Origin of the sequence: Streptomyces sp. H27-C3 (assembly GCF_030063415.1) — a bacterium.
GTDB lineage: Bacteria > Actinomycetota > Actinomycetes > Streptomycetales > Streptomycetaceae > Streptomyces.
In genome coordinates, this window is the sequence record NZ_JASITA010000035.1 from 73211 (window position 1) to 84421 (window position 11211).

The following is an 11211-nucleotide window of genomic DNA, read 5'->3' on the forward strand; positions in this document are numbered from 1 at the left end:
TGGCCCGGCTGCCCCTGCGGGGAACCGGGCCATCGACGGAGAGCTGGGATCAGCTTTCGGGCTGGGCGGTGGCGGCGCGGCTGCGGCGGCGCGGCTTGGTGACCGGCTCGGCGGCCTCCGTGGCCTCGGCGGCGGGTGCGTCCGTGACCTCGGCCTTGGCGGCGCGGCTGCGGCGACGGGGCTTGGTCTCCGGCTCGGCGGCCTCCGTGGCCTCGGCGGCGGGTGCGTCCGTGACCTCGGCCTTGGCGGCGCGGCTGCGGCGACGGGGCTTGGTCTCCGGCTCGGAGATCTCCGTGGCCTCGGCGGCGGGTGCCTCCGTGACCTCGGTCTTCGCCCGGCTGCGGCGGCGCGGCTTGGTGACCGGCTCGACGGCCTCCGTGACCTCAGCGGTCTCGGGGGCCGACACCGCGGTCGCCGCCTTGGCGCTGCGGGTACGGCGGCGCGGCTTCGCCTCGGCGGCGGCCTCGGCCTCCGCCACGATCCCCTCGGCCTCGGCCACGACCTCGACGGCCTCGGCCGACTTGGCACGCGTACGGCGACGCGGCCTCGTCGGGGCCTCGGCCTCGGCGACCGGCGCCTCGGCCACGGCGACCGCGGCCTGGGTCGGCTCCGGTGCGACCGCGACCGCGTCGGCGACGCGGGTACGGCGACGACGGCGCGGCGTGCGGACCTCGGCGGGAGCCTCGGAGGACCCCGGCGCCTCGGTGACCGGGGTCACCGGAGCGGCGTTGGCCGCGGCCTCTTCGGCGGAGAGCGGCGTGCCGTTACGGGTACGGCGACGCTGGCGCGGCGTACGGGTGCGCGCGGGGCGCTCCTCCGTGACGACCGGCGCGGCGGCGGCCTGAGCGGACTTGCGGCCGCGGCCACCCGTCTCGCCCAGGTCCTCGACCTGCTCGGCGCGCAGACCCGCACGGGTCCGCTCGCCCCGGGGCAGCGTGCCCTTCGTGCCGGCCGGGATGCCCAGGATCTCGTAGAGGTGGGCGGAGGTGGAGTACGTCTCCTCCGGATCGTCGAACGGGAGGTCCAGCGCCTTGTTGATGAGCTTCCAGCGCGGGATGTCGTCCCAGTCGACCAGCGTGATCGCGATGCCCTTGGCGCCCGCGCGGCCGGTGCGGCCCACGCGGTGGAGGTACGTCTTCTCGTCCTCCGGCGACTGGTAGTTGATGACGTGCGTGACGCCCTCGACGTCAATACCGCGGGCGGCGACGTCGGTGCAGACGAGCACGTCGACCTTGCCGTTGCGGAAGGCGCGCAGGGCCTGCTCGCGCGCCCCCTGGCCGAGGTCGCCGTGGACCGCGCCGGAGGCGAAGCCGCGTTTTTCGAGCTGCTCGGCGATGTCGGCCGCGGTGCGCTTCGTCCGGCAGAAGATCATCGCGAGCCCGCGGCCGTCGGCCTGGAGGATGCGGGAGACGAGCTCCGGCTTGTCCATGTTGTGGGCGCGGAAGATGTGCTGCGTGATGTTGGCGACGGTCCTGCCCTCGTCGTCGGGCGAGGTGGCGCTGATGTGCGTCGGCTGCGTCATGTAGCGGCGGGCGAGGCTGATGACGGCGCCCGGCATTGTCGCCGAGAACAGCATCATCTGGCGCTTCACCGGCAGCATGTTCATGATGCGCTCGACGTCGGGCAGGAAGCCCAGGTCGAGCATCTCGTCGGCCTCGTCGAGGACCAGCGAGCGCACGTGCGACAGGTCGAGCTTCTTCTGGCCCGCGAGGTCGAGCAGGCGCCCGGGGGTGCCGACGACGATGTCGACGCCTTTCTTGAGCGCCTCGACCTGCGGCTCGTACGCGCGGCCACCGTAAATGGCGAGCACGCGCACGTTACGGACCTTGCCGGCGGTCAGCAGGTCGTTGGTGACCTGCTGGCACAGCTCACGGGTGGGGACGACGACCAGTGCCTGCGGAGCCTCGGTCAGTTTCTCGGGCTTGGCCCGGCCTGCCTCGACGTCCGCGGGGACGGTGACGCGCTCAAGCAGGGGAAGGCCGAAGCCGAGCGTCTTGCCGGTGCCGGTTTTGGCCTGGCCGATGACGTCGCTGCCGGAGAGCGCTACGGGGAGCGTCATCTCCTGGATGGGGAACGGGGACACGATGCCGACTGCCTCAAGGGCTTCGGCCGTCTCGGAAAGGATCCCGAGGTCTCGGAACGTAGTCAGGGTGCTGCCTCTTCTGTGAGACGCGACTAGAGGCGAACGAAGGGGGTCGTACCGCGCCGATTCTCATCCGGTCCAGAAGGGCCGGGTGGCGCGGGACCACGTGCCGTCGCTCAAGCGCTCGTGCCGCTGAGGGGGACCCTCATGTGCGGTCGTACGCTTTCGTACGACTCACGTGGAGGGCTGTCGGGTCGGAGCCGATCGGGCCACCGACCGGGCATCCTCATTCAAATGCGCCGCAAAGTACGCTGGGTACATCAGCAGGCGCATTACCACTGTACCCCCAAATCGCGCATGTGTGTTGGGAAGATTTACCGGAACAGTGTGACGACGGTGACTGACCGGGCCCTTACGTACTGCGAAGAGCGGGCTATTGTGCGCTCCATGGAGACGCCTGACAACGCCACTGCACCCGAAGAAAACACCGGGCACACCGGTATCGCAGCCCAGGGCTGGGACACGGCTTCCGCCGAGCCCGCCTACCGCGCCGCGGTCGTGGACCTGCTGGGCGCGCTCGCCTATGGCGAGCTGGCCGCTTTCGAGCGGCTCGCGGAGGACGCCAAGCTCGCGCCCACGCTTTCCGACAAGGCGGAGCTGGCGAAGATGGCGTCCGCCGAGTTCCACCACTTCGAGCAGCTGAACAGCCGGCTCTCCGCCATCGGCGAGGAGCCGACGGGAGCCATGGAGCCGTTCGCCAAGGCGCTGGACGACTTCCACCGCCAGACCGCGCCGTCCGACTGGCTGGAGGGCCTGGTCAAGGCGTACGTCGGCGACTCGATCGCCAGTGACTTCTACCGCGAGGTCGCGGCGCGGCTGGACTCGGACACCCGTGAGCTGGTGCTCGCCGTGCTCGACGACACCGGTCACGGAAACTTTGCGGTGGAAAAGGTGCGGGCGGCGATCGAGGCCGACCCGCGCTGCGGCGGGCGCCTGGCGCTGTGGGCGCGCAGGCTGATGGGCGAGGCCCTCTCGCAGGCCCAGCGAGTCGTCGCCGACCGGGACGCGCTCTCCACCATGCTCGTGGGCGGCGTCGCGGACGGCTTCGACCTCGCGGAGGTGGGGCGGATGTTCTCCCGGATCACCGAGGCCCACACCAAGCGCATGGCGGCGCTGGGCCTGGCGGCGTAACAGCCGGAGGCGCTACGCCGCCGCCGAACGGCGGATGCGGCCCGTGGGGCGGACCAGTAGCGAGAGCAGGACCGCTCCCATCGCCACCGCGCCGATCAGTGTCGCGAGGACATGACCGGGGCCGAGGGCGGAGTGGGTGACGTACGCACCGAACAGTGCGCCGAGCGGGCCCGCGCCCAGCACCAGACGCCGGGACGGCAGCCGGTCGGGCAGTCGGTGGACAGCCACCCACGCAAGAGCGAATCCGAGGGCGACGGAGCCGAAGGCTTCCCAGATCACGTAGTTTCCTCCCGCGGAACCAAGGGGCAAATGGGTCATAGCCCGTACTACCCCCGGCTCGCGGAGTACAACCCTCCGGGCGGTCGGTTCGGGGGCCGGAACCGAGCGGACGGCGGCCGGCGTACGGCAGTTGTCGCTCGGAACGGACAGACGGAAGCGGGGCCGGGGGGGGTAACCCCACCGGCCCGCTTCCGTCTGTCAGGTGCTGCGGTGCCAGCAACGCCTAAAGGGCGCCGAAGCCCACCTTGCGCGCCGCGGACTCGCCGATTTCCACGTACGCGATCCGGTCACCGGGAATGAGGACCGTACGGCCCTTTGCGTCCCGCAGGCTGAGCAGCTGTGCCTTGCCGGCCAGCGCGTCGGATACCGCGCGCTCGACCTCCTCGGCGGACTGCCCGCTCTCCAGAACGATCTCCCGGGGCGTGTGCTGCACGCCGATCTTGACCTCCACGGCTAAGTCCCTCCGACGGTCGGTGCTGCGGTGCGCGGTCAATCGCGCAGTACGCAGCACACATTAGCCCGGTGCGGGGACCCCGAATGCTGCGACGCCGCACGCCAGAAGCGAACACGCAGCGGGAACAAGCTCCGGGAGCGCGGCCCCCGGACCCTCAGTTCTGATCCGTGCCGTGCAGCGGGAAGCCCGCGATGCCGCGCCAGGCGAGGGAGGTGAGGAGATTCACCGCGGTCTCGCGGGGGATGGTGCTGCGGCTGGAGAGCCAGAAGCGGGCGACCACCTGGGAGACGCCGCCCAGACCGACGGCCAGCATCATCGACTCGTCCCTGGACAGGCCGGTGTCCTCGGCGATGACCTCACTGATCGCCTCGGCGCACTGCAGCGACACCCGGTCGACGCGCTCGCGCACGGCGGGCTCGTTGGTCAGGTCGGACTCGAAGACGAGCCGGAAGGCGCCGCCCTCGTCCTGTACGTACGCGAAGTACGCGTCCATCGTCGCGGCCACACGCAGCTTGTTGTCCGTGGTCGATGCGAGGGCGGTGCGTACCGCCTGGAGCAGTGACTCGCAGTGCTGGTCGAGCAGGGCCAGGTAGAGCTCCAGCTTCCCCGGAAAGTGCTGATAGAGGACCGGCTTGCTGACTCCGGCCCGCTCGGCGATGTCGTCCATCGCCGCCGCGTGGTACCCCTGCGCGACAAAAACCTCCTGCGCAGCGCCCAGGAGCTGATTGCGTCGGGCTCGGCGTGGCAGGCGGGTGCCTCGCGGGCGGGCCGCTTCTGTCTGCTCGGTGGCTGTCACGCCGCCTCCCATGTCTTTCAATGTCGCGGCCTTTCAACAGCACGGCTATTTCCGTGTGCGGTGGTGCGCCACGGCCGCCATCGTACTTTTGGGTAACCCGGCTGTGTGCGGTGCGGACGCAGAATTTCACGGTATGGGCGGCGGGGGAAGGCTGGTCAAGGACGGATCAGCGGTAGTCGTCCTCGTCGAGCGCCACGACGCGGGCCTGTTCCACGGCGTCAGCCTCGTTCGCGGCATCACGATCGATGCCGGTCAGCGGGTCGTCCCTGTCCTGACGCAGGTCGGTGTGCTGCTCGGCGGCGTCGGCCTCCGGAGTCTCCCCGTCGATGTCCTCACGCTCCTCGTCGGACTCCTCGAAAGTTTCCGGATCGGTGGGATCGACAGTCATGGTGACTCCCTTTCTCGGCGAATCCGACGGAAACAGGGGTCAGGGTCGAGTGCCCTCCTTTCGAGCGTAGAAGCACCCGGCGCGGGCCGCTACGCGATCTGTGACGCCGAACACACGATCCATCGCGTGATCGTCTCGTAACATTGCCGCATGTCTTCGACCGAGCTGCCCGGATTCAGCGTCGCCGCCGCCCCGGTTCCACGGGTCAGCACGGTGCGGGTCGCCGAGGGGGAGAAGCTGCGAAGCGTCGCCCTGCCGGGCCTGACGCTGCATGTGCGCTCCCGGCCCCCGGTGCGCGCAGGACTGCCGCCCGCGCTGTACGTGCACGGGCTCGGCGGGTCCTCGCAGAACTGGTCGGCCCTGATGCCGCTGCTCGACGACTGCCTGGACAGTGAGGCGGTCGACCTGCCCGGCTTCGGGGACTCCCCGCCGCCCGAGGACGGCAACTACTCGATCACCGGCCACGCACGCGTGGTCATCCGGCTGCTCGACGCCGGCGGGCGCGGGCCCGTCCATCTCTTCGGGAACTCGCTGGGCGGAGCCGTCGCCACGCGCGTCGCGGCCGTCCGGCCCGACCTGGTGCGCACGCTCACTCTCGTCTCGCCCGCCCTGCCCGAGATCCGGGTGCAGCGCACGGCGGTGCCGACGGCGCTCCTCGCGCTGCCCGGGGTCGCCTCGCTGTTCGCCAGGCTGAGCAAGGACTGGACTCCGGAGCAGCGCACCCAGGGGGTCATGGGGCTCTGCTACGGAGACCCCTCGATGGTCACACCCGAGGGTTTCGAGCACGCCGTGGCGGAGATGAAGCGGCGCCTCGAACTGCCTCACTTCTGGGAAGCCATGACCCGCTCGGCGCGCGGCATCGTCGATGCGTACACACTGGGCGGACAGCACAACCTGTGGCGCCAGGCGGAGCGGGTGCTTGTGCCGACGCTGCTCGTCTACGGAGGGCGGGACCAGCTCGTGTCGTACCGTATGGCGCGCAGGGCGGCAGCCGCCTTCCGTGACTCAAGGCTGCTGACACTGCCCGACGCCGGACACGTGGCGATGATGGAATACCCGGAGACGATCGCGAGAGCCTTCCGGGAAATGGTCAATGACTGCGGTAGGAGCTGATCCGGCGCGTGGGACGTCATAGTCGCCGAGGCCCTGCGCCCAAGGGGGGCGTGGAAACCTCCGGCATACCACCGGAGAGAGTCGCACCGGAAAGAGTCCCGGCAGCGCGCCCGGAGCCCGGTCAGGGACACCGCACGCGGCCGACGGCCGACGGGCAGGGCACCTGGCAGGACTCCCGTCCCGTACCCCAGCAGCAGTACGAGCAGTACCGCGGCTCCCACGGCGGCGCCGGCACCCCCGCGCAGGGCATTCCGCAGGCGCGCGGCGGGCATCCCGAGCAGCGTGAGCCGGGCGGCGGCTGGGGCGGGACGCCGGGGCGGCACGGCGACTGGAGCCGAGTGCCGCGCGCCACACCGTTCGGGGGAGGGCCGCGGATACCGGGGCCGCGTAAGGAGTTCATGGAGGCCTTCGACGCTCCGCGCACGATGACAGGCCCGCCGGCGACCGGCACGGCAACGGCCGCTGCGACGGCCACCGCCGCGGCTGCGGGTACCGTCACGCGTGATCCGCTCGCCTCGGTCACCGACTGGGACCGCCGTGGGAAGGACGGCCACGCCGTCACCGACTGGGACCGCCGCGGCACGCCGGACGGGCCGGTGCGCGGTCTCGCGGCGGATGGGGACGACGGCGACGATGTCGACGGCGAGGACGCCGTCGAGGCGCCGGCCAAGGGCGGCAGGGGGCGGACCTTCACGGGGATCGCCGCAGCCGCAGTGACCACCGTGCTCGCGGTGGTCGTGGGCGGGCAGGTCGCGCAGGGCGAGAAGGCGCAGGTCGCGGCCCCGGCCGCGGGTGAGCAGCGCAGCACCGAGGAGAGCGACGCCTCGCGTTCAGGACCGGACGAACGGCCACCGCCCGAGGAGGCCGTGGCCGCCCCGGCGACGTACGAGCAGAAAATGGCCGTCCCCCTGCCGCTCGACCCCGAGCTGACGGCGAAGGGTGACTTCGACGCGGTCGGCGGATTCCAGCAGGCGCCCGGCAAGGGGCAGAAGTTCTCCTACCGGGTGGATGTCGAAAAGGGACTCGGGCTCGACAGTGCGCTGTTCGCCGACGCTGTGCAGAAAACTCTGAACGACGACCGGAGTTGGGCGCACAACGGCGCGATGACCTTCGAGCGTATTTCGACTGGCCGCCCCGACTTCGTCATTACGCTCGCGAGCCCCGGAACCACGGGCGTGTGGTGCGCCAAGTCCGGTCTGGACACGACGGTCGACAATGTCAGCTGCGATTCGGCGGCGACCGACCGCGTCATGATCAATGCGTTCCGCTGGGCACGGGGGGCCGAGACCTTCGGCAAGGACCGGATGTTCGAGTACCGGCAGATGCTGATCAACCATGAGGTCGGCCACCGGCTCGGGCACGACCATGCGAGCTGCCGCACGCCCGGCGCGCTCGCGCCGATCATGCAGCAGCAGACGAAGTCGCTCGACCTCAAAGGCGTCAAGTGCAAGCCCAACGCATGGGTGCACCCCGGTAGTTGACGGGCGCAGGCCCCTGGGGCACGAGGCGCGCAGGCCGTGGGCCGCAGCCTGACCCTCCGTAACTGAATCGCACCGTAGCGCGACTGAACGCTATTGGAGGGCGAAAGTTACGCGTGTTCACCCCTTCCGGTGGTGCGATGGACAACCGTCCGTCGTGTCACTGGTCTGTCCGCATACGGTCGTCCCGCTGCGAGTCGCCGACCAACGGCGGCCGCCCACAAGGGAGATCGGGGGCGCACCCGTGCGGATCGGACTGCTGACGGAAGGTGGCTATCCGTATGCGACCGGTGAGTCCAGGCTCTGGTGTGACCGGCTCGTGCGCGGGCTCGCGCAGCACGAATTCGACATCTACGCCCTGAGCCGCAGCGCGCACCAGGAGGAGCAGGGGTGGATCCAGCTGCCGCCCCAGGTGCAGCGGGTGCGCACCGCGCCGCTGTGGGCGCCGGACGACGACGGCAGCACGTACGGGCGGCGTGACCGGCGCCGCTTCGCCGGGCACTTCAAGGAGCTGGCCGGCGCGATCTGCTCGCCCGACGACGACCGCGCGGGCGGCCGTTTCGCCGCCGGTCTGTACGGGCTCGCGGAACTGGCCCGCGAGCGGGGCGGCCTGCACGCCGCCCTGCGCTCCGAAATCGCCGTACGCGCCCTGGAGTCGGCCTGTCGCGCCCCCGGCGCGAACGGTGCGGTGCGCGCCGCCCGGGTCCCCGACTACCTCGACTTCGTCGATCTCCTGGAGCGCGCCCTGCGCCCGCTCTCCCTCGACTGGTACGCCGAGGGGACCCTCGGCGCGGTCGACCTGTGCCACGCCGCGGCGGGCGGTTCGGCGGCCCTGCCCGGCCTGTTGGCCAAACGCTTCTTCGGAGTACCGCTGCTGGTCACCGAGTACGGCGTGCAGTTGCGCGCGCACTACCTCGACACGAGCGGCGCGCCCCGCAGCGCGCCGGTGCGGGCACTGATCGCGGCCTTCCACGCCAAGCTGGCCGCCGAGGTGTACGCGAACGCGGCGCTCGTCACGCCCGGCAATACCCACGCCAGGCGGTGGCAGGAGCGATGCGGCGCCGACCGCGCCAAGCTGCGCACCATCTACCCCGGTATGGAGTCCGACCGCTTCGGCGCGGTGGGGGAGGGCGGCGGCGGCGACCCCCGCACCCTCGTCTGGGTCGGCCGCATCGAGCCGGCCAAGGACCTCATCTCGCTGCTGCACGCCTTCGCCGACGTCCGTCAGCAGGAGCCGCAGGCCCGGCTCCGCCTCGTCTTCAACCAGCAGGGCGTCGGGGCCGCCGAGAACCCCGAGGCCGCCGCGTACCTCGCCCACTGCAAGGCGCTCGCCGCCCAGCTCTTCCCTGACGAGGCGTCGGGCGCGCACGCCGTCGGCGACAACCCGGTCTCCTTCGAGGAGATCGGTGGCCCGGACGTGCCCGACCTGGCCGAGGCCTACGGGGCGGGCAGGGTCGTGGTGCTCTCCAGCGTGGTCGAGGGTTTCCCGATCAGCCTGGTCGAGGCGATGTTCTGCGGGCGCGCGACCGTGTCGACGGACGTCGGCGCCGTCGTCGAAGTCATCGGCGGTACGGGCCTGGTGGTCCCCTCGCGCAACCCCCGCGCCCTGGCCGACGCGTGCGTGGCGCTGCTGCGCGACCCGGAGCGGGCGCAGCGGCTGGGCGCGGCGGCGCGTGCGCGGGCGCTCGAACTCTTCACCGTTGAGCAGAACCTCGCGGCATTTCGCGGCATTTACCTGGAACTCATGTCGCACTGCCCGGTGCGACGCGAAGCCCTCGACGAGGACGGCGCCCCCCAGCCCTTCGGCAACCCGGCGGAGGCGCATGTCCGGGGCCGCTGGGCGGGCGGCGGCGCGGGTGGCGCGGGTGGCGCCGCCGACGGTGCGACTGAGGACGCGCCGGCTGATGTGTCGAGCGATGTGCCGGGCGGCGAGCCGGGGGCCGGATCAGGTAGCGGACGGTCCGTGCCGAGCCCGACGGACGGGTCCGAAGGTGCCCCTGCCGCGCTCCCCGTGACCACTTCCGTCCAGGAGGTACGCGCATGAGCGGCATCCGTACGCCGAGTGTGTCCGACACATCGAGCCCTTCCGGCGCGCCAGGCGCCTCGGGCGTGCCCGAGTTCGCCGAGTTCCCGGTGGCGTCCGACAAGCCCCGCACGCCCGTCGACCAGGGCGGCTGGGACAGTCGTTCGGAGTCCCCCTTGCCGCTCGCGGCGCCGGGAGCCGGAGCGCTTTCGGCAGCTGCCCCGGTAGCGACGGCTGCCGTGCGGCGTGGCCCCGCAGCACCTTCGCTCGGCGCGGGGCCCGCGCGGCGAGGCCCCGCCGATCCCGTACGGGCCCTCATGCACCGGCACCGTGAGCTCTGCGAGCGGGCCGTCGACCCGCTGGAGATCGCCGCCGGCCTGGAGGCACACGGCGTGACCGACAGGACGGCGGCGCGCTTCCGCCACCGGGACGTCTTCGCCCTCGCCGAGGAGCTCTACGCACGCGTGCCGCGCGCCGGAGACGGGGACGACCCCGGCCACGACGGTGACGGGGCGGCGAGTGCCGCCACCGCCACCCCGGCGCACGGGTCTTCCCCGCGCGCCGGCTGGATCGCGCACACGCTACTGCCGGGCGCCGCCTGCGCTCTCACCGTCACCGGGCTCGGACTCACCACCGGTGAGGCACGGCTCGCGGTGGGTGCGGCGGGAGTGCTTGTCGTCGCCCTCGCGCTCTCCCGGTGTCTGCGCCACGGCCCGCTGCGCGCGGAGGGGCGCCCGCCGCCCGCCGCACGCCTGTGGGTGCTGTGGCTGCTCGGCTATGCCCTGCTCGGCGACGGACTCCTCGAACAGCTGGTCAGCGGTGGTCCCGAAGGCCCCTGGCCGCTGGCGACGGCGCCCCTCGTGGGCCTCGCCGCCGCACTGGCCCCCGCCGCCTGGTGCGCGCACCTCCTGGCCGTACAGGCGCGCAGGAAACTCACCACGAGCCGCGGCACCGAGGAGTTCGCAGCAGCCGCCCGGCCGCTCCTCCTGGGCGTCACCGTGTTGTTCGTGTGCGCCCTCGTCGGCCTCCAACTGCTCGCCGGAGCCGCCCTGGGCGACGTCGACCGAGCGGCGGTCCTGCCGGCCGTCGCCCTCGGCACCCTCCTCTTCCTCGCGACGCTGCTCACCGTCCACGGCTTCCCCGAACCCGCCTCGACCGGCCTCGCCGTGGCCACCGGCGTACAGATGACGGCACTGGCCGCAGTCCTCGCCGCCCGGCTGCCCGGCTGCGGCTTCATCGCCAGGCCCGTCGAGGCCGCCGTCCAGGCCGGCGGTGCGGGCACCGTGCCCACCGTCGCCTGCGCCGTCGCGGCGCTCGGCCTGCTCGTCCACGCCACCGCGGCCCTCTCCCGTGCCTCCGCCCACGCGGCCCGGCACGACTGACCCGCCCCCCCAGCCCCCCCAGCC

Annotated in this window: 10 protein-coding genes; 5 read left to right on the forward strand and 5 right to left on the reverse strand. The window is 72.1% G+C overall.

The window, feature by feature from the left end:
- Window positions 1-49 precede the first annotated feature (49 nt).
- A complete protein-coding gene (locus QMK30_RS28835; protein ID WP_283521269.1) occupies window positions 50-2059 on the reverse strand; it encodes a DEAD/DEAH box helicase in 2010 nt (669 codons plus the stop codon).
- 471 nt (window positions 2060-2530) lie between these two features.
- On the opposite strand from QMK30_RS28835, the gene QMK30_RS28840 reads away from it, so the two are divergent.
- Entirely contained in the window at window positions 2531-3274 is a 744-nt protein-coding gene (locus QMK30_RS28840; RefSeq protein ID WP_283521270.1) for a ferritin-like fold-containing protein, read from the forward strand.
- 12 nt (window positions 3275-3286) lie between these two features.
- On the opposite strand, the gene QMK30_RS28845 is transcribed toward QMK30_RS28840, so the two are convergent.
- From QMK30_RS28845 to QMK30_RS28860, 4 genes are all read right to left on the reverse strand, one after another.
- The gene (locus QMK30_RS28845) at window positions 3287-3553 is read right to left on the reverse strand and encodes a hypothetical protein (protein ID WP_283521271.1); all 267 of its coding nucleotides are present in this window, start codon (window positions 3551-3553) and stop codon (window positions 3287-3289) included.
- Between the two features lie 223 nt (window positions 3554-3776).
- Window positions 3777-4004 (reverse strand): DUF3107 domain-containing protein, encoded by a 228-nt coding sequence (locus tag QMK30_RS28850; RefSeq protein ID WP_283521272.1) that lies wholly within the window; start codon window positions 4002-4004, stop codon window positions 3777-3779.
- A gap of 157 nt (window positions 4005-4161) precedes the next feature.
- Window positions 4162-4803: a TetR/AcrR family transcriptional regulator gene (locus QMK30_RS28855; protein WP_283521273.1), complete on the reverse strand. Its 642-nt coding sequence runs from the start codon at window positions 4801-4803 to the stop codon at window positions 4162-4164.
- Between the two features lie 166 nt (window positions 4804-4969).
- On the reverse strand, window positions 4970-5191 hold the full coding sequence (locus QMK30_RS28860; protein WP_283521274.1) for an Rv3202a family protein: 222 nt from the start codon (window positions 5189-5191) through the stop codon (window positions 4970-4972).
- Between the two features lie 150 nt (window positions 5192-5341).
- On the opposite strand from QMK30_RS28860, the gene QMK30_RS28865 reads away from it, so the two are divergent.
- The 4 genes from QMK30_RS28865 to QMK30_RS28880 all read left to right on the forward strand — a co-directional run bounded on the left by QMK30_RS28865 (window position 5342) and on the right by QMK30_RS28880 (window position 11187).
- Window positions 5342-6304, forward strand: a complete 963-nt coding sequence (locus QMK30_RS28865; protein WP_283521275.1) for an alpha/beta fold hydrolase — start codon at window positions 5342-5344, stop codon at window positions 6302-6304.
- Window positions 6305-6354: 50 nt separating this feature from the next.
- Complete coding sequence (locus QMK30_RS28870) at window positions 6355-7785, forward strand: DUF3152 domain-containing protein (protein WP_283521276.1); 1431 nt, start codon at window positions 6355-6357, stop codon at window positions 7783-7785.
- 241 nt (window positions 7786-8026) lie between these two features.
- Window positions 8027-9826, forward strand: a complete 1800-nt coding sequence (locus tag QMK30_RS28875) for a DUF3492 domain-containing protein (protein WP_283521277.1) — start codon at window positions 8027-8029, stop codon at window positions 9824-9826.
- The gene (locus QMK30_RS28880) at window positions 9823-11187 is read left to right on the forward strand and encodes a hypothetical protein (protein ID WP_283521278.1); all 1365 of its coding nucleotides are present in this window, start codon (window positions 9823-9825) and stop codon (window positions 11185-11187) included. The genes QMK30_RS28875 and QMK30_RS28880 overlap by 4 nt, the downstream gene beginning before the upstream one ends.
- The last annotated feature ends 24 nt before the right edge of the window (window positions 11188-11211 follow it).

What these genes read in the sequence shown, in the direction of transcription:
- QMK30_RS28835 (WP_283521269.1), bottom strand. Translation starts at nt 2,059, where the DNA reads ATGACGCTCCCCGTAGCGCTCTCCGGCAGCGACGTCATCGGCCAGGCC.
- QMK30_RS28840 (WP_283521270.1), top strand. Translation starts at nt 2,531, where the DNA reads ATGGAGACGCCTGACAACGCCACTGCACCCGAAGAAAACACCGGGCAC.
- QMK30_RS28860 (WP_283521274.1), bottom strand. Translation starts at nt 5,191, where the DNA reads ATGACTGTCGATCCCACCGATCCGGAAACTTTCGAGGAGTCCGACGAG.
- QMK30_RS28865 (WP_283521275.1), top strand. Translation starts at nt 5,342, where the DNA reads ATGTCTTCGACCGAGCTGCCCGGATTCAGCGTCGCCGCCGCCCCGGTT.
- QMK30_RS28880 (WP_283521278.1), top strand. Translation starts at nt 9,823, where the DNA reads ATGAGCGGCATCCGTACGCCGAGTGTGTCCGACACATCGAGCCCTTCC.